Origin of the sequence: Nonomuraea montanisoli (assembly GCF_013363975.1) — a bacterium.
In the GTDB taxonomy this organism is placed as follows: Bacteria; Actinomycetota; Actinomycetes; order Streptosporangiales; family Streptosporangiaceae; genus Nonomuraea; species Nonomuraea montanisoli.
In genome coordinates this window covers 339,643-360,011 of record NZ_JABWGN010000008.1, presented here as the reverse complement: position 1 = coordinate 360,011, position 20,369 = coordinate 339,643, and the positions used below count along the sequence as shown (strand labels likewise).

At 73.0% G+C, this 20,369-nt stretch carries 22 protein-coding genes; 11 read left to right on the top strand and 11 right to left on the bottom strand.

Features of this window, described 5'->3' with window-relative positions:
* The first annotated feature begins 70 nt into the window (after positions 1–70).
* The gene (locus HTZ77_RS22480; protein ID WP_175591616.1) at positions 71–598 is read left to right on the top strand and encodes a hypothetical protein; all 528 of its coding nucleotides are present in this window, start codon (positions 71–73) and stop codon (positions 596–598) included.
* 106 nt (positions 599–704) lie between these two features.
* On the opposite strand, the gene HTZ77_RS22475 is transcribed toward HTZ77_RS22480, so the two are convergent.
* The 4 genes from HTZ77_RS22475 to HTZ77_RS22460 all read right to left on the bottom strand — a co-directional run bounded on the left by HTZ77_RS22475 (position 705) and on the right by HTZ77_RS22460 (position 4,950).
* Positions 705–998, bottom strand: coding sequence for a hypothetical protein (locus tag HTZ77_RS22475; protein WP_175591615.1), 294 nt, complete (start codon positions 996–998; stop codon positions 705–707).
* A gap of 101 nt (positions 999–1,099) precedes the next feature.
* Positions 1,100–2,308, bottom strand: coding sequence for an acyl-CoA dehydrogenase family protein (locus HTZ77_RS22470; protein WP_175591614.1), 1,209 nt, complete (start codon positions 2,306–2,308; stop codon positions 1,100–1,102).
* Between the two features lie 121 nt (positions 2,309–2,429).
* Complete coding sequence (locus tag HTZ77_RS22465) at positions 2,430–3,386, bottom strand: glucosyl-3-phosphoglycerate synthase (protein WP_328808704.1); 957 nt, start codon at positions 3,384–3,386, stop codon at positions 2,430–2,432.
* 91 nt (positions 3,387–3,477) lie between these two features.
* Positions 3,478–4,950: a helix-turn-helix domain-containing protein gene (locus HTZ77_RS22460; RefSeq protein ID WP_407940532.1), complete on the bottom strand. Its 1,473-nt coding sequence runs from the start codon at positions 4,948–4,950 to the stop codon at positions 3,478–3,480.
* A 258-nt stretch (positions 4,951–5,208) separates the two neighbouring features.
* Between HTZ77_RS22460 and aceA the strand changes: the two genes are divergently transcribed.
* From aceA to HTZ77_RS22445, 3 genes are all read left to right on the top strand, one after another.
* Positions 5,209–6,495 (top strand): isocitrate lyase, encoded by a 1,287-nt coding sequence (gene aceA / locus HTZ77_RS22455; RefSeq protein ID WP_175591612.1) that lies wholly within the window; start codon positions 5,209–5,211, stop codon positions 6,493–6,495.
* Positions 6,496–6,691: 196 nt separating this feature from the next.
* Positions 6,692–7,201: a SigE family RNA polymerase sigma factor gene (locus tag HTZ77_RS22450; RefSeq protein ID WP_328808703.1), complete on the top strand. Its 510-nt coding sequence runs from the start codon at positions 6,692–6,694 to the stop codon at positions 7,199–7,201.
* Entirely contained in the window at positions 7,198–8,379 is a 1,182-nt protein-coding gene (locus tag HTZ77_RS22445; protein WP_175591610.1) for a TolB-like translocation protein, read from the top strand. Before HTZ77_RS22450 ends, HTZ77_RS22445 begins: the two co-directional genes overlap by 4 nt.
* Before the next feature lie 19 nt (positions 8,380–8,398).
* Here HTZ77_RS22445 and HTZ77_RS22440 read toward each other — a convergent pair whose 3' ends face one another.
* On the bottom strand, positions 8,399–9,232 hold the full coding sequence (locus HTZ77_RS22440; protein ID WP_175591609.1) for a siderophore-interacting protein: 834 nt from the start codon (positions 9,230–9,232) through the stop codon (positions 8,399–8,401).
* Between the two features lie 78 nt (positions 9,233–9,310).
* Positions 9,311–10,300 (bottom strand): alpha/beta hydrolase, encoded by a 990-nt coding sequence (locus tag HTZ77_RS22435; RefSeq protein WP_175591608.1) that lies wholly within the window; start codon positions 10,298–10,300, stop codon positions 9,311–9,313.
* Between the two features lie 112 nt (positions 10,301–10,412).
* Between HTZ77_RS22435 and HTZ77_RS22430 the strand changes: the two genes are divergently transcribed.
* The 3 genes from HTZ77_RS22430 to HTZ77_RS22420 are packed head-to-tail and all read left to right on the top strand — an operon-like array spanning position 10,413 to position 12,863.
* Positions 10,413–11,309 carry an ABC transporter permease gene (locus tag HTZ77_RS22430; protein ID WP_235994961.1) on the top strand — a complete coding sequence of 299 codons (897 nt, stop codon included), beginning with the start codon at positions 10,413–10,415 and terminating at the stop codon, positions 11,307–11,309.
* Positions 11,302–12,090 carry an ABC transporter permease gene (locus HTZ77_RS22425; protein ID WP_328808702.1) on the top strand — a complete coding sequence of 263 codons (789 nt, stop codon included), beginning with the start codon at positions 11,302–11,304 and terminating at the stop codon, positions 12,088–12,090. Before HTZ77_RS22430 ends, HTZ77_RS22425 begins: the two co-directional genes overlap by 8 nt.
* Before the next feature lie 2 nt (positions 12,091–12,092).
* The gene (locus HTZ77_RS22420; protein ID WP_175591606.1) at positions 12,093–12,863 is read left to right on the top strand and encodes an ABC transporter ATP-binding protein; all 771 of its coding nucleotides are present in this window, start codon (positions 12,093–12,095) and stop codon (positions 12,861–12,863) included.
* Between the two features lie 57 nt (positions 12,864–12,920).
* On the opposite strand, the gene HTZ77_RS22415 is transcribed toward HTZ77_RS22420, so the two are convergent.
* Positions 12,921–13,382 (bottom strand): hypothetical protein, encoded by a 462-nt coding sequence (locus HTZ77_RS22415; RefSeq protein ID WP_328808701.1) that lies wholly within the window; start codon positions 13,380–13,382, stop codon positions 12,921–12,923.
* A gap of 156 nt (positions 13,383–13,538) precedes the next feature.
* Here HTZ77_RS22415 and HTZ77_RS22410 point away from each other — a divergent pair, with 156 nt between their 5' ends.
* The 4 genes from HTZ77_RS22410 (at position 13,539) to HTZ77_RS22395 (ending at position 16,330) form a co-directional block, all read left to right on the top strand.
* A complete protein-coding gene (locus HTZ77_RS22410; protein WP_175591605.1) occupies positions 13,539–14,465 on the top strand; it encodes a rhamnogalacturonan acetylesterase in 927 nt (308 codons plus the stop codon).
* Between the two features lie 142 nt (positions 14,466–14,607).
* Positions 14,608–15,219: an MFS transporter gene (locus HTZ77_RS22405; RefSeq protein ID WP_175591604.1), complete on the top strand. Its 612-nt coding sequence runs from the start codon at positions 14,608–14,610 to the stop codon at positions 15,217–15,219.
* Between the two features lie 49 nt (positions 15,220–15,268).
* On the top strand, positions 15,269–16,015 hold the full coding sequence (locus HTZ77_RS22400; RefSeq protein ID WP_175591603.1) for a YcnI family copper-binding membrane protein: 747 nt from the start codon (positions 15,269–15,271) through the stop codon (positions 16,013–16,015).
* A gap of 102 nt (positions 16,016–16,117) precedes the next feature.
* Positions 16,118–16,330: an EF-hand domain-containing protein gene (locus tag HTZ77_RS22395; protein WP_175591602.1), complete on the top strand. Its 213-nt coding sequence runs from the start codon at positions 16,118–16,120 to the stop codon at positions 16,328–16,330.
* 160 nt (positions 16,331–16,490) lie between these two features.
* On the opposite strand, the gene HTZ77_RS22390 is transcribed toward HTZ77_RS22395, so the two are convergent.
* The 4 genes from HTZ77_RS22390 to HTZ77_RS22375 form a co-directional block, all read right to left on the bottom strand.
* The gene (locus HTZ77_RS22390) at positions 16,491–16,685 is read right to left on the bottom strand and encodes a CsbD family protein (RefSeq protein WP_175591601.1); all 195 of its coding nucleotides are present in this window, start codon (positions 16,683–16,685) and stop codon (positions 16,491–16,493) included.
* 305 nt (positions 16,686–16,990) lie between these two features.
* The gene (locus HTZ77_RS22385; protein WP_175591600.1) at positions 16,991–18,094 is read right to left on the bottom strand and encodes an ABC transporter permease; all 1,104 of its coding nucleotides are present in this window, start codon (positions 18,092–18,094) and stop codon (positions 16,991–16,993) included.
* Positions 18,081–19,067 carry an ABC transporter ATP-binding protein gene (locus HTZ77_RS22380; RefSeq protein WP_175591599.1) on the bottom strand — a complete coding sequence of 329 codons (987 nt, stop codon included), beginning with the start codon at positions 19,065–19,067 and terminating at the stop codon, positions 18,081–18,083. Before HTZ77_RS22380 ends, HTZ77_RS22385 begins: the two co-directional genes overlap by 14 nt.
* Positions 19,064–20,284, bottom strand: coding sequence for a LolA family protein (locus tag HTZ77_RS22375; protein ID WP_328808700.1), 1,221 nt, complete (start codon positions 20,282–20,284; stop codon positions 19,064–19,066). Before HTZ77_RS22375 ends, HTZ77_RS22380 begins: the two co-directional genes overlap by 4 nt.
* Between the last annotated feature and the right edge of the window lie 85 nt (positions 20,285–20,369).

The window sequence follows — 20,369 nt, the reverse complement described above, 5'->3', positions numbered from 1 at the left end:
CCGGAGTGGTTCTTCGCACAGCCGTACGACCTTGACCGTGCCGGACGTGGTCGCCCTAGGATCAGCGCCCGTGATCATGACTGTCGCGCTCAGCGCCTCCCTCGCCCTGACCGGTTCGCCCGCTCACGCCGCCACCAAGCCGGTGACGTTCCAGGGGTTCACCCTCCAGGTCCCCGCCCGGTGGAAGACCAAGAAGGAGGGCGTCGACCTGCGCGTCATCACCGGCGCCTGCTCTGCTCAGGCCGCCGAGTGCACGGGCTTCCTGCTGGGCGGCCCCCAGGCGGTCAAGTACGCCTCCGAGGGCGGCGCGTACCGGTCCGACCAGCCCTACCACCCCAGCAGCGGCGTGACCGAGTGCGTCCCGGCGAAGAAGTACACCAGCGGGCAGGCCACGCGCGTCAGGACCTCGAAGGCGGCGTTCGGGACCGGGCAGCAGGCCCAGTTCACCGAGTGGAAGGTGTCCTGCGACGGCAGCAGGACGAACGTCACCTCCTACACCCAGCGCGTCTGGTACGTGAAGGGCAAGAAGGTGATCGTCGTCGACCACTGGAAGACGGCGGGTCTCGACGCCATTCTCGGCAAGGCGGTGTGGAAGTAGCACCCGACGCCGTCCGCTCGGCTCAGGTAGGCGGACACCTACCTGAGCCACCCACAGCAGGAGGCCCGGGGCATGAGGCCGGCCGGTCGCGGGGCGCGCCTCTTGATCAGGGGATGTACACCTCGTAGTAGTAGCCCGGCATGTACGGGCCACCCCCGCGGAACCAGTGACAGCCGACGAGCCCGGTGTACAGGCCGCTCTGCGCGGCGTCCTCGTAGGCGACGTCGCAGGCGGCCAGGGTCTGGTAGGGGCCCTGCAGGTACCAGTCCGGTGTCGGCCAGCCCCCGGCGGCCACGGCCGCGCCGGTCCGGGGGGCGGCGAAGGCGGGTGCGGCGCCGGCCAGGACACTGGCGCCCAGCGCCACGGCGAGTACAGCGGAAGGTAATCGGCGGACCTTCATCGTGGGTGGCTCCTCACATCCGGGAAGGAGAACACCTTCAGATGACCATCGTCCACGAGCAAGCGTCAAGACTCGGGATCAGTCGCCGACCCGGCGCTCACTCACTTCACCGGCAGGCCCGTCACCGCGCGGCCGATGATCAGGCGCTGGATCTCCGACGTCCCCTCGAAGATCGTATAAATCTTGGCGTCGCGGTGGAAGCGCTCCACCGGGTGCTCCCGGGTGTATCCCGCTCCCCCGAGGATCTGGATGGCCTGCTCCGTCACCCACACCGCCGTCTCGCCGGCGACCAGCTTCGACATCGAGCCCTCCGCCTGCTCGAAGCGCTTGCCGTTGCGGGCCATCCAGGCGGCGCGCCAGGTGAGCAGGCGGGCCGTGTCCACCCGGGTCGCCATCTCCGCCAGCAGGAACGCGATCGCCTGGTTCTCGCCGATCCGGCGGCCGAACTGCTCGCGTTCGCGGGCGTAGTCGCGGGCGTACTCGAACGCGGCACGGGCGATGCCGACCGCCATCGCGGCGACCGACGGGCGGGTCGTCTCGAACGTGCGCATCGCCGCCTGCTCGCCGGCTCGCTCCCCCGCGCGGACGCGGGCCAGCCGGGCGTCGAGCTTCTCCTTGCCGCCGAGCAGGCACGAGCCGGGCACGCGGACGCCGTCGAGCACCACCTCGGCCGTGTGGGAGGCGCGGATGCCGTGCTTCCTGAACTTCTGCCCCATGGACAGGCCGGGCGTGCCGGGCGGGACGACGAAGGTGGCCTGGCCGCGGGTGCCGAGGTCGGGGTCCACCGAGGCGACCACCACGTGGACCTCGGCGATGCCGCCGTTGGTGGCCCACGTCTTGACGCCGTCGAGCACCCAGTCGCCCCTGTCGTACACGGCGCGGGTGCGGATGGCGCCGACGTCGGAGCCGGCGTCGGGCTCGGAGGCGCAGAAGGCGCCCAGCTTGACGTCGTCGGGGGTGCCGAACATCTGCGGCAGCCACTCGCCCATCTGCTCGGGCGTGCCGTTGGCGGCCAGCGCGGCGGCGGCCAGGCCCGTGCCGACGATGGACAGGCCGATGCCGGCGTCCCCCCAGAAGATCTCCTCGAACGCCACGGGCAGCGCCAGCCCGCTCTCCTCGAACCACTGCGTGGAGAAGAAGTCGAGGGAGTACAGCCCGATCTTGGCGGCCTCCTGGATGACCGGCCAGGGGGTCTCCTCGCGTTCGTCCCACTCGGCGCCGGCGGGGCGGATGACGTCGCGGGCGAACGCGCGCACCCAGTCACGCACCTCGATGACGTCGTCGCCGAGCTCCAGACCGAACCCGCTCATACACGCTCCCTGTGAGAAGAGGCCGGCCCCTGAGGACCTGTGAGGAGGCCGGGCCACACCTTACCGGCGGGTAGCCGCTCCAGCCAGAACCCTACCGGCCAGTAGGCCGGGCGGCCAGGGCCTACGGGCGGCCCGTGGCCCGTCCCGGCCGGGGCGTGCGCACGGTGCTCATCGGCGGCCGCTCGGCGATGGACACGTCCTGGACGACCGCCTCGTGGCCGTGCTCGCCCCGCCGGAACTGCGTCAGCCGCGAGCCGGGCCGGTGGGCCGCCTGGATCTTGCCCTGGCGCTCCAGCCGGGACCAGGCGGCCAGCATGATCTGCGCCGCCATCGCCCCGAGCGCCTCGGTCGACTGGTGCGAGTGCTCGCGCACCCCCAGGTCCACCTGGGCCAGCGCGTCGAGCCCGGCCAGCTCGGCGAGGTCGACCAGCAGCCCGAGCTCCACCCCGTAGCCGGTGATGAACGGCACCCGCTCCAGCGCCGCGCGCCGCCCCGCGTACTCGCCCGCCAGCGGCTGGACGAAGCCGGACAGGTGCGGCCAGTGCAGGTTGATGAGCGGCCGGGCGACCAGCTCGGTGACGCGGCCGCCGCCGGTCGGCGCCCCGCCGAGCGGCCGGTCGTAGCAGCCCTTGACGTAGACGACGCCGGGGTCGGACAGCAGCGGCCCGAGCAGGCCGGTCACCAGTTCGGACCGGAAGTTGCGGATGTCGGCGTCGACGAAGGCCAGGATGTCACCCTCGGTGACGGCCAGCGACTTCCACAGCGCCTCGCCCTTGCCGCCGAGCGGTTCGAGGTGGGGCAGGATGTCGTCCTGCGCGTGGACGCGGGCGCCGGCGCGGGCGGCGACGGCGGCGGTGTCGTCGGTGGAGCGCGAGTCGATGACGACGACCTCGTCCACCAGGGCGGCCAGCTCGCCGCGGATCACCCGGACGATGTCGCCCACGGTCTCGCGCTCGTCGCGCGCCGGCAGCACGACGCTGACCGTGGTGTCGCCCTTGGCCTCGGCCAGCGCGCGCGCCGGCCAGTCCGCGGCCCGTGAGGTGCGGCGGCGCATCCAGGCGCGCACCTCAGCAGGCACACAGTCCTCCCCCGTCCACCCCATGGCCCCAAGCTTAGGGTGCGCCGTTCCGCGACCCGCCACCGCCCGGGCCCTGGGCAACTCCCGCGGGTCAGACGGTGATGGCGTGGCGTTCGAGGAAGGTGTAGACGTCCGCCTCGTCCACGCCGGGGAACGAGCCGGGCGGCAGCGCCGCCAGCACGTGCGAGTTGGCGCGAGCCGACGGCCAGGCGTACCCCTCCCAGCGCTCGGCCAGGTCGGCGGGCGGGCGGCGGCAGCAGTCGCCGCTGGGGCAGTTGCTGCGGGTGCGATGGGTGGTCTCCCGGCCGCGGAACCAGCGCGACTCCCGGAACGGCACGCCGAGGGTGATCGCGAAGTCCCGCTCGCGCGACGGGTCGACGTGGGCGACGCAGAAGTACGTGCCGGTCGGCGAGTCGGAGTACTGGTAGTAGACGGAGAAGCGGTCCGGCGAGACGAACACCTGCCGCCCCGACCACTGCAGGCACATCCGCTGGCCCTCGATCGCGCCCTGCTCGTCGGCCGGGAAGACGATGCCGTCGTTCTCGTACGCCTTGTAGATCGTGCCGCCGGCGTCGTTGCGGACGAAGTGGCAGACCAGGTCGAGGTGGTGGGTGGCCAGGTTGGTGAAGCGGTGGGCGGCCATCTCGTACGACACGGCGAACACGTCGCGCAGGTCCTCCACCGACAGCGCCCGGTCGGCCTTGGCCTCCTGGAGGTAGACGGCGGCGGCCTTCTCGGGGACGAGCACGGCGGCGGCGAAGTAGTTGGCCTCGGTGCGCTGGCGCAGGAAGTCGGCGAAGTCGCGGGGCTTGCCGTGGCCGAGGGCGAGGTGGCCGAGCGTCTGGAGCAGGATCGTGCGCGGGGTGTGCATGCCGAGCTGCTCGTGCTTGACGTAGACGCGGCGGTTGCGCAGGTCGGTGATGGAGCGCACGGACCGGGGCAGGTCCTGGGCGGTGTGCACGGTGTAGCCGAAGTGCGTCACCAGGCTCTGGATCATGCTCTGGGACAGCGCGCCCGTGCGGTAGCCGACGGCGGCCAGCGCCTCGGCTGCGGCCTGCTCGATCTCGGGGAAGTAGTTGCCCAGCTCGCGCTGGCGGCGGCGCAGCTCGGCGTTCGCGGCCCGGGCCTCCTCGGGGGTGGCGGTGCCGCGGGCCTGGCGCGCGCGCAGCTCGCCGTACAGGCCGAGGATGTGCTCCAGCACGTCGTTGGGGACGCGCGCGGAGACCTTGAGCTTGGGCAGGCCGAGCGCGGCGTAGATGGGGTCGCGCTGGGCCTCCTCCAGGGCGATCTCGAGCTGGGCGCGGCGGTTGGGCGGCTGGCGGCGCAGCAGCTCCTCGACGGGCACGCCGAGCGCGGTGGCCAGCGCCTTGAGCAGGGACAGCTTGGGCTCGCGCTTGCCGTTCTCCAGCAGCGAGAGCTGGCTGGGGGCCCTGCTGACGCGCGCGCCGAGGTCCGACAAGGTCAGGCCGCGCTGTTTGCGCAGGTGGCGCAGTCGCTGGCCGAAGGCGATGAGATCCAGCTCCTGCGTCAAAAGCAGCGGTTCTTCCCCTATCAAGGACGCCATGTCGGCATCTTAGACAGAATTTCTGCCCATTTTCTAGCGTGCAGGCGATCCTCCAGGGCCTGGCCGCTCTGCGGCGCGTGCGCACCGGATTGGTCTAGGCCAACGGGAAAACTCGCGATTTCTTCTCTACCGAATACCCATCAGTATTAATCAGAGCGTGAAGTTCGGCGATTCTTCTGCGACATCCGACCTGTCGATCAGCCGTTTCCGGGGCACAGACTCGACACAGGCCCCAGGGGACGACAAAGGAGTGAAAACATGAACGATCGCCTCAAGGGAGCTGCGGAGCAGCTGCGTGAAGAGTGGGAGAACGACCCTCGGTGGGAGGGCGTCGAGCGGACCTACAGCGCCGAGGACGTGATCCGGCTGCGGGGCAGCGTCCAGGAGGAGCACACCCTCGCCCGGCTCGGCGCCGAGAAGCTGTGGCGGCTGCTGCACAACGAGGACTACGTGCACGCCCTGGGCGCGCTGACCGGCAACCAGGCCGTCCAGCAGGTGCGCGCCGGGCTGAAGGCCATCTACCTGTCCGGCTGGCAGGTCGCCGCCGACGCCAACCTCGGCGGGCACACCTACCCCGACCAGAGCCTGTACCCGGCCAACTCGGTGCCGGCCGTCGTGCGGCGCATCAACAACGCGCTGCTGCGCGCCGACCAGATCTCCTGGTCCGAGGGCGAGCAGCGGGACTGGCTGGCCCCCATCGTGGCCGACGCCGAGGCCGGATTCGGCGGCGTGCTGAACGCCTTCGAGCTGATGAAGGGCATGATCGCCGCCGGCGCGGCGGGCGTGCACTGGGAGGACCAGCTCGCCTCCGAGAAGAAGTGCGGCCACCTCGGCGGCAAGGTCCTCATCCCGACCGGCCAGCACGTCAAGACGCTCAACGCCGCCCGGCTCGCCGCCGACGTGGCCGGAGTCCCGTCCCTGATCATCGCGCGGACCGACGCCCAGGCCGCGACGCTCCTGACCAGCGACGTGGACCCCCGCGACCAGCGCTTCACCACCGGCGAGCGCACCCCGGAGGGCTTCTACCGGGTGCGCAACGGCGTCCAGGCGTGCATCGCCCGCGGCCTGGCCTACGCGCCGCACTCCGACCTGCTGTGGATGGAGACCGGCACGCCGGACCTCGACGTCGCCCGCGAGTTCGCCGAGGCGATCAAGGCGGAGTACCCGGACCAGATGCTCGCCTACAACTGCTCGCCGTCGTTCAACTGGAAGAAGCACCTCGACGACTCCACGATCGCCAAGTTCCAGAAGGAGCTGGGCCACATGGGGTACAAGTTCCAGTTCATCACGCTGGCCGGCTTCCACTCGCTCAACTACTCGATGTTCGACCTCGCCCAGGGGTACGCCCACCACGGCATGACCGCCTACGTGGACCTCCAGGAGGCCGAGTTCACCGCCGAGACCCGCGGCTACACCGCCACCCGGCACCAGCGCGAGGTCGGCACCGGCTACTTCGACCTGGTCAGCACGGCGGTCGCGCCCGACTCCTCGACGACCGCGCTCAGGGGCTCGACGGAAGAGGAGCAGTTCGCCACGGCCCACTGACCCGTCCCGCGGGGCCCCACGACTCGCCGGTCACCTCCAGGGCATGGGAGGGTTCCCCCGGCGACCAAGGGCCGTGCCGATCTCCCCCCGGATCGGCGCGGCCCTTTCGTGTGCCCCAACTTTCCGCCGAAGCGTGCAACAGTTTCCGCACCCGACGCCTCTGGGAGGTGACCGAGACGACGAAGGGCTGACGCACGTGGACCAAGACCCCCGTTTCGCGGAGTTCGTCGCCGAACGCGGCGACGCGCTGCTGCGCTACGGATACGTGCTGGCCGGGAACCCGCACGACGCCGCCGACCTGGTGCAGGAGGCGCTGGTCAAACTGCGCGCCTCCTGGGCGCGGGTGCGGCTGAAGGACAACCCGGAGAGTTACGCGCGCACGACGATGGCCAGGCTGCACATCCGCGCCTGGCGGTTGCGGCGGCGCGAGCACCTGGCCTGGGACCCGCCCGAACGCGAGCACCACGACACGCTGCCCGACGGGGAGGAGCAGCGGCTGTGGCACGCGATGGCCGGGCTGCCGCGCCGGCAGCGGGCGGTGGTCGTGCTGCGCTACTACGAGCAGCTCACCGACGAGGAGATCGCCCGCGTGCTGGGCGTCTCGCGCGGCACCGTGCGCAGCCAGGCCGCCCGGGCCCTGGCCAAGCTCCGCGACTCCGTGTCCGCGGAATCCGCCGTCCCCACCACCCGAGGAGAGGCGCGATGAACCAGCTCGAGGATGCCCTGCGCAGGACGCTCACCGGCGCGGCCGGGCAGGCCCCGCACGCGCCGGCCACGCTCACCGGCGCGGTCGAGGCCCGCTACCGCAGGCGCCGCAACCGGACCCGGGCCGCGCTGGCCGCGGCGGCGGTCGTGGCGCTGGTGGGCGGGGCGGCGTTCGCGCTGAAGGGCGGGGCGCCGCGGGCGATGCCCGCCACCCCGCCCACGGCCGACGCGACAGCGGCGCTCCCGGATCCGGTCGAGAAGGTCTGGCCGCAGGCGGTCCGTGACATCCCGGCCAGACTGCCGAACGGCCGCGCGTTCCACCCGATCCGGCTGCTCGACGACCACACGCTGCTGGTGACGGTCGACGCGGGGTTCGAGAAGGCCGGCGTCGTCTACGCCTACGACCTGGAGAGCCGGGACCTCCGCAAGATCGCGGATGTGCCGACCCCCAAGGGGACGGTCGCGTTCGCCTCGGGCTTCGCGGCCGGCGAGGGCCGGGTGGCATGGTGGACGGTGAAGGAGGGCGGCCAGGGGATGATCTGGTCGGCGCCCCTGTCGGGTGGCAAGGCCACGATCGTGGCCCGCCGGAAGGTCGACGACGGGGGCTTCGACGGCCTGGCCGTGACCGACGACAAGATCGTGTTTTCCGCGCAGGACGGCGGTGTCTTCACGGTCCCCCTCGGGGGCGGGACGGTGGAGGCGGTGGAGGGCGGGGCGGACATGCACCTGCTGTCCTGGCCGTGGATCGGGACCGTGGGCCTTGGCGGCCCGTCGGACGAGCCCAGGTTCGGCACGATCCGGAACGTGGAGACGGGCGAGACCGACACCGCCTTGACCCGGGCCGGGGAGCAGAACATCTCGTGCGGACTGGTGTTCTGCATGGGAGAGAACGGTGCAGGCGAGTACTTCCACCGGATGCGCGACGGCTCGCGGGAGCAGCCGGCACCCTGCCTGTTGTCGGCAGCGTCCACGCCGGGCCGTTTCTGCACCGGACCGGTGAAGGGGGCGGACGGGCGCCCTCTCGGCATGGTGCTCTACGACCTGACCACCGGCAGATCGGCGGATCTTGGGATCCGTCCGAAAGGCAAGGAGATGTTCCTCCCCGTGCCCGTCGGAACACAGGTCACCCTGCCCCTCGACAAGCAGCTGCGTCTCGTGGACCTCACCAAGATCCCATGACCCGGCGCCGGGGAGGCGGTCAGCCCAGCTCGGCCGCCTCCTCGGCCTCGATCTGCCGGTTCCACTCCTTCTTGACCGCCCGCCACGCCTCGTCGTCCACGCCGGAACGCCAGTAGCCGGAGATGGACAGCCGCTCCAGCGGCACCCGCCGCTCGATGCGCAGGTGGTGGCGAAGCCGCCGGACGAAGCCCGCCTCACCGTGGACGAACGCGTGCACGTCGCCCTCCGGGAACTCCAGCCCGCACACCGCCTCGACCAGCGCCTCGCCGACCGGGCGGCCGGCGCGGTGCAGCCAGGTCACGCGGGCATCGGCCGCGGTCTCGATCTTCTGCTCCTCGTCCGGCCCCTCCACCTCGACCAGCACGTACGCCAGGGCGCCCGCGGGCAGGGCCTCCACCGAGGCGAGGATCGCGGGCAGCGCGCTCTCGTCGCCGACGAGCAGGTGCCAGCCGGCCGCCGCGTCGGGGACGTAGCCGCCGCCGGGGCCCAGCATGAGCAGCTCGTCGCCGGGCACGGCGCCGGCCGCCCACGGGCCGGCCAGGCCCTTGTCGCCGTGGTGGACGAAGTCGATGGTCAGCTCGGCCGCGTCCGGGTCCCAGGCGCGCACGGTGTAGCTGCGCAGCCGCGGCCACAGCTCGCGGGGCATGCTCGCGCGGACGTTCTGGACGCTGAAGGGCTCGGGATAGTCGACGCCCTCGTGCGGGAAGACGAGCTTGACGTAGTGGTCGGTGAGCCCGGAGGTGGCGAAGTCGCGCATGTCGTCACCGCCCACCACGACGCGGATCATGTGCGGGGTGAGCCGCTCCGTGCGCAGGACGACGCCACGATGATGGTCTCTCGGCTTGCCGGACATACACCTACCCTTCCACTCTTACTTAGGTAACCCTAACCCATACCCGCCCGGCGGCGTCACAGTCCGGGGAAGCAGGGGTCAGGCGGCGGCGTCCTCGGCCGAGGCGGCCGGCGGGTTCTCGTCCAGGGCGGCCACCGCCGCGAGGAACTCGCCCATGTGCCGGAACGCCGTCCGCGCCTCCGGCACCATGTCCGCCAGGATCGGGAAGCAGTGCGGCATCCGCCGCCACTCCTCGTACCGCACCGGCACCCCGGCCCGCCGCGCCCGGACGGCGACCCGGCGGGCCTCGTCCCGCAGCACCTCCGTCGAGCCCGTCAGGATCATCAGCGGCGGCAGCCCCGAGAAGTCGCCGAGCACCGGCGACACCAGCGGGTCGCGCGGGTCCAGGCCGGCGGTCCAGCGGCGGGCGAGCCAGCGCACCCGGCCGGCCGGCAGCATCGGGTCCTGCCAGCGGTTGGCGCGGCGCGGGAAGTCGGTCAGGTCGGTCCAGGGCGACAGGCACACGGCCGCGCCGGGCAGCGGCAGGTCCCGGTCGCGCAGCGCGAGGAGGCTGGCCAGCGTGAGGTGCCCGCCGGCGGAGTCGCCCGCGAGGATGACGTCCTCGGCGGCGTACCCCTGGTCGAGCAGGCACCGGTACGCGTCCAGCGCGTCGGACAGGGAGTCGGCGAGCGTGTGCACCGGGCCCTGGCGGTAGTCGAGGGCGAGCACCGGCCGCATGGCCACGCGCGACAGCCGCCAGGTGATCGGCCGGTGCGTCGCGGGTGAGCAGGAGAAGTAGCCGCCGCCGTGGAAGTACAGCACGACCTTGCGCTCGTCCAGGCCCTCCCCGGCCCGCACCCACTCGCCGCCGCACGCCGAGAAGCCCGCCGGGGTGATCGTGACGTGGCCGGGCAGGCGCAGCGGGAGCAGGTTGACGACGTCGCCGAGGCGGGCGGCGCAGTCCAGGGCCAGCGCGTGCCGCATGAACAGGATGGACGCCGGCTTGAGCGTGCCGTGCATCAGGCCGATGACCGCGCGCGCCTGCCAGCTGAGGGGATAGTCCGGAGTGACGTCCCTGTCGATGTGCATGTTCGGTCCTCCGATGAAGTCCCTTCCCCGCGGAACACCGATCTACCAACGAGTAAGAAACTCGTCCCTCACGCGCCCTCCCCCGGGCTCGCCCGATCAGGCGGTAAATCCGTTGCCGCCCGGGCGGCGCCCGGACCATAATCCAGGGCTCCCACTGGCCGGCCCGCGCGCGGGCCCGGGCACGGCATGTCACCGTGCCATCACCCTCCGGAGGTGCGTCTCCTACTCCCTCTACGCCCGGCTCGCCCGGTACGGCTTCCGCAAGCACGCCACCTACGTCGCAGCGGCCCTGGCCGGGGCCTTCACCAACAGCGTCTTCGGCGTGCTGCGCGCCTACATCCTCATCGCGCTCTGGCAGGCCAGACCCGGCCTGGCCGGCTACGACGTCACCGCCGCCGTCACGTTCTGCTTCGTCACCCAGGCGTTCATCGGGCCGATGCAGCTCCTCAGCGGCGGCCTCACCCTGCCCGAACGCATCCGCACCGGCGACATCGCGCTCGACCTCGTCCGCCCGGCGCCGCTCCAGCTCTGGCTGCTGGCCGAGGACCTCGGCCGGGCCGCCTATCAGCTCCTCGTGCGCGGCCTGCCGCCGATGCTCGCCGGCGCCGCCGTGTTCGGCATCACCGCGCCACGGGACCCGGCGCGGTGGCTCGGCGTCCTCGCCTGCGTCACGGCCGGGGTGGTCGTCAGCTTCGCCTGGCGCTACCTCGTGTGCCTGTCGGTGTGCTGGCTGGCCGACGACCGGGGTGTCATGGTCTGCTCGATGCTGCTGACCACGCTGCTCAGCGGCATGATGGTGCCCCTCACGCTGTTCCCCGGCGCGCTGGGCGAGGTGGTGCGGGCGCTGCCGTGGGCGGCCATGGCGCAGGCGCCCGCCGACGTCTACCTCGGCATCGCCTCCGCAGGCCCCGCCCTCGCCTTCCAGGCGGCGTGGGGGGCCGCGCTGCTCGCGCTCGGCGCCCTGGCCACCCGCGCCGTCCGCCATCGGGTGGTGATCCAGGGTGGTTAGGACGTACGCGCTGCTCGCCTGGACGTGGACCCGGGCCGCCATGGCCTACCGCGCCTCGTTCGTGATCATGACGGTGCTCGGCGTGTTCATCACCGCCACGGACGTGGCCGTCATCCTGGTCATCTTCTCGCACACCACGGCGCTGGCCGGCTTCACCCGCGACGAGGCTCTCTTCCTGTACGGCAGCGCCGGCCTGTCGTTCACCCTCTGCGACATGTTCGTCAGCAACGTGGACAAGGTCAGCCAGCACATCAAGGCCGGCACCCTCGACACGATGCTGATCCGCCCGGTGAGCACCTGGATCCAGCTCGCCGCCGACCGCTTCGCCCTCACCCGCGCCGGGCGGGTGCTCCAGGCCGCCGCCGTCCTCGGCTACGCGCTGGCCGTCCTCGACCTGGACGCGCGGAGGCTCTGGATGGTCCCCGTCATGCTGGTCACCGGCACCGTCATCTTCGCCGCCGTCTGGACGCTCGGCGGGGCCGCCCAGTTCCTCCTCACCGACGCCCCGGAAGTGATCAACTCCTTCACGTACGGCGGCGGCCAGCTCACCCAGTACCCGCTCAGCGTGTACGGCCGCGACCTCGTGCGCGGGGTCACGTACGTGCTGCCCCTGGCGTTCGTCAACTGGCAGCCCGCCCTGTACGTGCTGGACCGGGACGACCCGTTCGGCACGCCCGGCTTCGTCCGGTTCCTCGGCCCGGTCGCGGCCGCCGTCCTCGCCCTGCTGGCCGGGCTGGCCTGGCGGCAGGGCATCAGGCACTACCGATCCACGGGGAGTTGACCATGATCGAGACAGAGCGGGCCGGGCGCACCTTCAAGGTGCGGGGCGCCGTCGTCCACGCCGTGCGCGACCTGTCGTTCCGGATCGAGCCGGGCGAGTTCGTCGGCTGCCTCGGCCCGAACGGCGCCGGCAAGTCCACCACGATCAAGATGCTGTGCGGCATCCTCACGCCCACCTCCGGCCGGGTCCGGGTGGCCGGGCTCGACCCGTCGCGGGGGCGGACGGCGCTGGCGCGGCGCATCGGCGTGGTGTTCGGGCAGCGCACGACCCTGTGGTGGGACCTGCCGCTGCGGGACAGCTTCGAGCTGGTCCGGCTCCTTTACAAAGTAGATCGCAAGCTGTTCCAGGTGCGCCTCGACGAGCTGACCGAGGCGCTCGACCTCGGCGGGTTCACGCGCACGCCGGTGCGGCAGCTCAGCCTCGGTCAGCGGATGCGCGGCGACCTGGCCGCCGCGCTGCTGCACGACCCCGAGGTGCTGGTGCTCGACGAGCCCACCATCGGCCTGGACGTGGTCAGCAAGGCCGGCATCCGCTCGTTCCTGCTGCGGGTCAACGCCGAGCGGGGCACCACCGTGCTCCTGACCACGCACGACCTCGGCGACGTCGAACGGCTGTGCCGCCGGGTCCTGCTCATCGACCACGGACGGCTGGCGTTCGACGGCACGGTCGGCGACCTCATGGCCACGGCTCCCGGGCAGGCGACGATCGAGGAGGTCGTCACCCGCCTCTACACACGCGGGCGGGCCGCCCCGCCCCCGGTCGAGCCCGTGTGAGCACACCCCGGAGGGCCCTCCGGACGGCCGTCGGCGGGACGGCCGTCCGGACCGCCGTCAGTAGTAGCCGCCCTGCCGGCTCTCCTCGTACTCGTCGTCCTCGTCGTCGTCGTAGCGGCGCGCCCAGCGCGACGGGATCAGCACCGGGATGAACAGCGCCACGCCCAGCAGGGCGAACACCCCCGAGGTGAGCAGCATCCTGGCGCCCTGCCCGGCCTCGCGCACGACCTGGTTCACCGACGGCTCCGCCGGGATGTAGGACAGGGCGCGGTTCATGTCCAGGGCGTACACGACCGTCCAGGCCAGCAGCGCCATCGACGGCAGGAACGCCGCCAGCGGCGAGACCCGTCCCGCCACCACCAGCCCCATCACCAGGCCCACGGCGGCCATCGCGCCGAGCGCGATCCAGAGCTTCTGGCCGGCGGGCGGCTGGGCGGCGCCCAGCGCCTGCTGGATCGCCCACCCTCCACCCCCGACCAGGGCCGCCGTCACGACCAGGCCGAGAATTAATCCACCCACATGCCGCACGTTCTCACCTCATGTCGACGCGATCGGGACGACCCTAGCGACACGGACGCGAATCGGCCACGCATTGCACAGCATCGCACGGCATAATCCGACTTCGATTCGGAAAGCGCTTACCCTTGCTTTCCCGGCCGGAAGGGGAGTCGCCGCATGCCCGAGCCCGCGAACGAGGCAACCATCCGCACCTTCGACGTGCCGCCCGGCCACTACGACGTGACCGTGGTCGTCGGGGGCGGCACCGAGGTGCTGGCCGAGGCGCGGCGGCTCATGGCGCGGGCGTCCCCGGGCGAGGGCCGGCACCGCCGCGCGTTCACCGTCAACGTCCGCACCCCGGAGGCCCAGCAGAACGGCTGGGACGGCCCCGGGACGCCGGGTCTGACGCTGACCTTCACCGGCGCGGCTCCCGGGGTGCGGTCCGTCGAGGTCTCCCTGGCGGGCCCGACGGCGCTCTTCCTGGCGGGCGACTCGACCGTCACCGACCAGGCGTACGCGCCGTACACCGGCTGGGGGCAGCGGCTGCCCCGCCACTTCCGGCACGGCCTGTCCGTGGTCAACCACTCGGGCTCCGGCGAGAGCGCGGCGTCCTTCCTCGCCAAGCCGGAGCTGTGGGCCGCGATGGAGCCCCAGCTACGGCCCGGCGACGTGGCGCTGATCCAGTTCGGGCACAACGACAAGCAGGCCACCGCCGCCGCGTACCGGGACGACCTCGCCCGGATCACGCGCGGGATCGCCGCCAGGGGCGCCACCCCGGTCCTCGTCACGCCGGTCGTGCGGCGGCGGTTCGACGGCGCGGCGCTCGGCCCCGCCGGGCTGATCGTGAACGAACGCGGCGTGGACCTGCCGGCCGAGATGCGCGCCGTGGCCGCCGCCGAGGGCGTGGCGCTGATCGACCTCACGGACGACAGCCGCCGGCTCGTCGAGGCGCTCGGCCCGGAGGCGGCCGAGGAGCTCTACCTCACCCGGGAGAAGCAGGACGACACCCACACCTCCGAGCACGGGGCCACCGTGTTCGCCGACCTGGTCGCGGCCGGCCTCCGCCGCCTCGGCCTCGTCCCCGACCGGTTCTGGACGTCCTGACCCGCCCCTCGGCATGCCTGCGCGCCACCCCGCGATCCCCGGCCTCGCGAGCGACGAGCCTGCCCGCCCCCTATGTCGTGACTGGTCCCCGTTTCCGGTTAGGGGGTGCGGCGGGCACGCTCCGTGAGAACATGGAGGCCGCATGCGCGCCCGCCTTCCCCTCAGACTCGCGCGGACGGCCGTCTTCTCCGCCGTCTGCGTCGTTCTGGCGTCGCTGGCGCACGTGGCGGGCGGCGGGACGGCGCCCGCGCCCGGCACGGCCGCCCTCGGGCTCGGCGCGGCCTGCGTGCTGGCGCTCTCGCTGGGCGGCAGGGAGCGGCACCCGCTGACGATCAACCTCGCGCTGGTCGCCGCGCAGGCCGTCCTGCACGAGCTGTTCAGCGCCGGCGGCCCCACGGGCTACGTCGCCGTCCACCTGCACGACTCCCCCGCCGGCGGGATGCTCCTGGCCTTCGAGACCGGGACGCCCGAGAGCCGGGGGCTCGCGGTCGGCGCCGGCATGCTGGCCGCGCACCTGACGGCCACGCTCCTCACCGGCTGGTGGCTGGCGCGCGGCGAGGCCGCGCTGTGGTCGCTGCTGCGCCGCCTCCACGACGGCCTGGGACGCCACCTCGGGCGTGCGCTGCTCGCCGGGGTGTTCCCTGCGATGCCGTCCGCGCGGCAGGCGCCTCCCGTGGTACGGGTGCGCGCCGTCCCCCCCGATCCGGCCCTGCGGCACTGCCTGGCCAGGCGCGGTCCTCCACGTACCGCCTGACCTCTGCCACCCCTTTTCCCATCCCCTTTTTCTCACGTGGAGCTTCACCATGTCCTTCGCCATGCCCTCCGGGCGGTCCCTGGGCCGCCGCGCCGCGACCGTGCTCGCCGCCGTGGCGGCCGTCACCGTGGCCACCGCGCTGCCCGCCCTCGCGCACGTCACGATCAACCCCGCCACCGCCGTGCAGGGCGGCTTCACCAAGGTCGCGTTCCGGGTGCCGAACGAGCGCGACGACGCCTCGACCGTGCGCGTCGAGGTCACCTTCCCCACCGACCACCCGCTGGCGTTCGTCTCGGTCAAGCCCGTTCCCGGCTGGACGGTCAAGGTCACCGAGAGCAAGCTGCCCACCCCGGTCAAGACCGAGTACGGCGACCTGACCGACGCCGTGTCCACGGTCGTCTGGTCGGGCGGCAAGATCTCCAAGGGCGAGTTCCAGGAGTTCGAGGTGTCCATGGGCAAGCTGCCCGAGGGCGTCGACCAGCTCACGTTCCCGACCAAGCAGACGTACTCCGGCGGCGAGGTCGTGAACTGGGCCGACGCCCCCAAGAGCGACGGCACGGAGGCGGAGCACCCGGCCCCGACGCTCAAGCTCACCCCGGCCGCCGCCGAGTCCGGCGCTCCGGCGGACCACCACGCGTCCGCCTCACCCGCCGGCGCCCCCTCGGACGCGCCCCGGCTGGTCGCGGCGTCGTCCGCCTCCGACGGCACGGCGCGCCTGCTGGGCGGGGCGGGGCTGCTGGTGGGCGTGATCGGGATCGTGGTCGCGGTCCTGGCCCTGCGCCGCCGCCCCTCCTGACCCCCGTCCCGGCCCGCCGCCGCGCCGCCCTCGTGGCGGCGCGGCGCGGCGGGGTCGCTAGGTTGTCCGGAAAGGCGGACCCCGACCGAAAGGCGATGGACCATGTCCGAGGACGTGACGGATGAGCGGCTGGCCCGGCTGAAGAGGGAGTTCGCCTCGCTCGACGGCGACGGCGACGGCTACATCACCGAGGCGGAGTTCCGGGCGCACTTCCCCGAGCTGCCGGCCGAGGCGATGCCCGCGCTGCGCGACACCGGGGACGCGGACGGCGACGGGCGGTTCTCGATGGAGGAGTTCATCCGGCTGATGCCGTGACCCCGCGTTGACGGCGCCGTGCCCGGCTCCCGCGCCGCCGATCACTTTCCGGGGATCGGCGGCGCGCGAGCCGGGCACGGTCATCCGCCTGTGCCAGGCCGGTCACGTCGCGAAGGCGTCCGCCGGGCCGGTCGCCCGCCGGAGGGCCGGCCGGGTCAGGTCACTTCTTGAAGGCGTCCTTGACCTTGCGGCCGGCGTCCTTCACCTTCTCACCGGCCTGCTTCAGGCTTCCCTCCGCCTGATCCGCGCGGCCCTCCGCCTGGAGATCCTCGTTGTCGGTGAGATCGCCGACGTTCTCCTTGGCGCGGCCCTTCAGCTCCTCCGCCTTGTTGGAGATCTTGTCGTCCGTTCCCATGTCGATGTCCTCCCGAAGGTCTGGTCGGTCCCGCGAGACGGCGCCTCGGCGGTACGCGCCCGGGCTCCGTCCCCGAGGCTCTTCCTCTATCCGGAGGACACCGCCGGAAACACCCGGCTACGTCCCGTTCGCCGCTGTGACGTCTCCCACATCGGGGCGGGGCGACCCATACACGGACGGTCAGCGGGCATCGACACCTCGTGCCCGGACCGTGCGCGAGCTGCGCGGACACCGGGCGAGGGGCCGGAGAGCCGTGCGGGGGCAGGCTCTCCGGCCCCGCCGCGCGTCCCGTCCCCCTCGGCGGTTCAGGACGTGATGTCCTTGCCGGTGAAGCGCGCCCACGCCACCGAGCCGAACAGCAGGATGTACGCGCCGAACGCCAGCAGCCCGTCGCGCATCGCCGCCAGGTCGACCGGGTCGCGCAGCGCCCCGTCGAAGCGGGTCAGCCAGGTCGGCAGCAGGTACGGGCTGATCGGCTCCAGTTGCGGGACGGCCCGCAGCACCTGCGCGACGATGACGAGGACCACGGTGCCCGCGATGGCCCCGATCGGCACCTCGGTGAACGTGGACAGCGCCAGCGCCACGGCCGCCAGCGCGGCCATCCCGGCCCCGACGTAGCCGACGCTGATGAGGACGCGCAGCAGCCCGTCGGCCACGGACACGGTGGTGCCCGACAGCAGCGTCACCGGCCCGACCGGGAACAACGCCATGCCCGTCACCAGGGCCGACACCGCCACGACGGCGGCGATGGCGAAGGAGAAGACGACCGCGTTCAGGTACTTCACCAGCAGCAGCCGGGTGCGCCCGGCCGGGGCCGCCAGCAGGTAGCGCAGGGTGCCGCCGCTCGCCTCGCCGGCGATCGCGTCGCCCGCCACCACGCTCACGGCGACCGGCATGAGCAGCGCCACGAGGAACGACAGCGACGCGAAGGCCAGCATGAGGCTGTTGCCCGCGACGGAGGCGACGAGGCCGCCCATCCCGCCGCCCCGCCCCTCGGCGTCCATGTCGTCGGTGACCAGGCGCAGGGCGACGCCGAGGATGACGGGCACGCTGGCCAGCACGGCGAGCATCACGAGGTTGCGCGGGCGGCGGAAGGTCAGGCCCAGCTCGGAGCCGAGCAGCCGCCAGAACGCCCCGAACCGGCGCGCCGGCGCGGGTCCGGCGAGGTCGATGACGTCCACGGCCTCGCCGCCTGCAGCCACTCCCCCGATCTCGGACGGCCCGGCGCCCACCGTCGCTCCCTCGATCTCGGCCGGCCCGGCGCCCACCGTCGCTGCGCCGGTCTCGGCCGGAGCGGAGTCCGCCGCGCCGGGAGGGAGCGGCCGGTCGGCCGTGCGCAGCGTCTCGGAGACCGGGACGAGGCCCGGGGTGCGCCGCAGGCCCGTCTCGCGCGTCTCAGCCGTCGACATCGAATCCCTCTCCCGTCAGTCTGACGAACACGTCCTCCAGGCTCGGCCGCTCGACCGCGAACCCCCGCACGGCCACGCCCTCACCCACCAGGGCGGCGTTCACCCGCTCGGGCGCGTGGCCGCCCAGCTCGGCGCTCACCCCGTCCCCGGGCTCCGGGCCGTCGGCGCGCACGTCCGCCAGGCCGAGCGAGCGCAGGACGCGCAGCGCGTCCGCCGTGTCGGGCGTCCGCACGCGGACGCGCGGGACCTGGCCGCCGCCCAGCGAGGCCATCGACCCCTGGGCGACGAGCCGGCCGGCCCGCATGACGGCCGCGTGCGTGCACATCTGCTCCACCTCGGCCAGCAGGTGCGACGAGACGAACACCGTGGTGCCGCCGGCCGCGATCTGCTTGACCAGGGAGCGCACCTCGCGGGTGCCCTGCGGGTCGAGCCCGTTCGTCGGCTCGTCCAGGATGAGCAGTTCGCGCGGCCCGAGCAGGGCGGCGGCGATGGCCAGCCGCTGCCGCATGCCGAGCGAGTAGGTGCGGTAGCGCTTGCCCGCCGCGGCCGTCAGGCCGACCCGGTCCAGCGCCTCGGCGACGCGCCGCCGCACGGTGGCGGGCGGCGCGGTCGGGTCGGCGGCGTCGAAGCGGCGCAGGTTGGCCTCGCCCGACAGGTACGGGTAGAAGGCGGGCCCCTCGACCAGTGCCCCCACCCGGGGCAACGCCTCGCCCAGCGGCAGCCCCAGCAGCTCGTGCTCCCCGGACGTGGGCGCGGCGAGGCCGAGCAGCATGCGGATGGTCGTGGTCTTGCCGGAGCCGTTCGGCCCGAGGAACCCGTAGACCGATCCGCGCGGCACGCTCAGGTCGAGCGCGTCGACCGCGACCTGGCCGCCGCGGAACCGCTTGGTGAGCCCGCGCGTGACGATCGCGGGGCGGGCGGAGGGCGGGGCCGCCCCGAAGGGCGCCCCCGCGTCGAGCGTGACGGCGGTCACTTGATGCCCGCCGCCTTGGTGATCTCCTCCGGGGTGACGGCGCCGACGAGCAGCCGCCCGTCGTCGGTGACCAGCGCGGTGACGAGCTTCGTCGTGATCAGCCTGCCGGAGCCCCACGTGCCGCTCACGGGCTTGGCCGCCTTGAGCAGCCCGTCGGCGATCGCGCCGACCTCGGCGGCGTCGGGCCCCTTGCGGTCCTGAAGGCCCTGCCCGTCCTGGCCGTCCTGGGCGCCCTCGCCGTCCTGGGCGTCCTGGGCGTCCTGGCCGGGCCGGACGCCGGTCTGCAGGGCCTTGAGGTCGTCCGCCGACAGCTTGACCACCGCGACGCTGGTCCAGCCCTTGCCGACGACGTCCAGCCGGTCGGAGGCGGCCTTGCGCGCCTCCTCGGCCTTCTCCCGCTCGGCCGTGCGGTCACCGGCGCCGAACGTGGTCTCCTTGACCTTCGCCCCGGCGGGCGGGGTGAAGGTGAAGTTCTCGTCGGCCGGCGGGCTGAACGTCACCTGGGTGAAGCCGAGCTGGAACGCCGGCTCGGGCGACCCCTTGGCGAACACCTGCACCTGGAGCGGCACGTACGTCTCGCCGTCGAGCGAGAGCCGCACCTCCTTCACCAGCGAGGCCTCGTCCTTGGGGGCCACGACGAGCTGGTAGACGGGGCGGCCCGCCACCTTGTCGGTGTTGGCCACGCTGACGACGCTGTACTCGCCCACCTTCGCCAGCAACTGCTCGGCCATGGCCTGCGGGGTCGTCGCCGCCGGCGTGGACGCCGTCATGTCGTGCGGCCTGGGCGCGGTCCGGCCGTCCTGGCCCGCCTCCAGCTTGACGCGGGTGGCGGTGTTGGCCGCGCTGTCCCAGTACCAGGTCTGGCCGCCGTTGACGATCAGGTCGGTCTCGTTCATCTGGGTCGGCATGGCCACGCGGAGCCGGTCCCTGGAGCCGTACCAGACCTTGATCTCGTGCGAGCCCGACAGCAGCGTCAGCGGCGACTCGCCGCCGGTCTGCGGGAGGGCGGGCAGCCCGAGCGACGCGGTCTGCTGGACGGTGCCGGACATCGGGGGCGGGCCGTCCTTCCCCCGGGACGCGGCCGCGGCGTCGGCGAGCAACTGCTGCGCCGTCCGCTCCGGCAGCGCGGGCTCGCCGCTGACGGCGGCGATGACGGGACCCGCGCCGAGCGCTCCCCCGATGACGGCCGCCGCCGCGATCGGGACTCCCCACCTCACGAATGTGCCTCTACGCATCTCACTCCTCAACGGTATGTCGATGTTCACGTCGCTGTTCGCAGCCTGCGTCATGCATCCTTTGAGG

Coding starts and splice junctions, on each gene's coding strand:
- HTZ77_RS22475 (WP_175591615.1), bottom strand. CDS start 998: ATGAAGGTCCGCCGATTACCTTCCGCTGTACTCGCCGTGGCGCTGGGC.
- HTZ77_RS22470 (WP_175591614.1), bottom strand. CDS start 2,308: ATGAGCGGGTTCGGTCTGGAGCTCGGCGACGACGTCATCGAGGTGCGT.
- HTZ77_RS22440 (WP_175591609.1), bottom strand. CDS start 9,232: ATGTCCGGCAAGCCGAGAGACCATCATCGTGGCGTCGTCCTGCGCACG.
- HTZ77_RS22395 (WP_175591602.1), top strand. CDS start 16,118: ATGTCCGAGGACGTGACGGATGAGCGGCTGGCCCGGCTGAAGAGGGAG.
- HTZ77_RS22390 (WP_175591601.1), bottom strand. CDS start 16,685: ATGGGAACGGACGACAAGATCTCCAACAAGGCGGAGGAGCTGAAGGGC.
- HTZ77_RS22445 (WP_175591610.1), top strand. CDS start 7,198: ATGAACCAGCTCGAGGATGCCCTGCGCAGGACGCTCACCGGCGCGGCC.
- HTZ77_RS22385 (WP_175591600.1), bottom strand. CDS start 18,094: ATGTCGACGGCTGAGACGCGCGAGACGGGCCTGCGGCGCACCCCGGGC.
- HTZ77_RS22405 (WP_175591604.1), top strand. CDS start 14,608: ATGCGCGCCCGCCTTCCCCTCAGACTCGCGCGGACGGCCGTCTTCTCC.
- HTZ77_RS22460 (WP_407940532.1), bottom strand. CDS start 4,950: ATGGCGTCCTTGATAGGGGAAGAACCGCTGCTTTTGACGCAGGAGCTG.
- HTZ77_RS22410 (WP_175591605.1), top strand. CDS start 13,539: ATGCCCGAGCCCGCGAACGAGGCAACCATCCGCACCTTCGACGTGCCG.
- aceA (WP_175591612.1), top strand. CDS start 5,209: ATGAACGATCGCCTCAAGGGAGCTGCGGAGCAGCTGCGTGAAGAGTGG.
- HTZ77_RS22435 (WP_175591608.1), bottom strand. CDS start 10,300: ATGCACATCGACAGGGACGTCACTCCGGACTATCCCCTCAGCTGGCAG.
- HTZ77_RS22400 (WP_175591603.1), top strand. CDS start 15,269: ATGTCCTTCGCCATGCCCTCCGGGCGGTCCCTGGGCCGCCGCGCCGCG.
- HTZ77_RS22420 (WP_175591606.1), top strand. CDS start 12,093: ATGATCGAGACAGAGCGGGCCGGGCGCACCTTCAAGGTGCGGGGCGCC.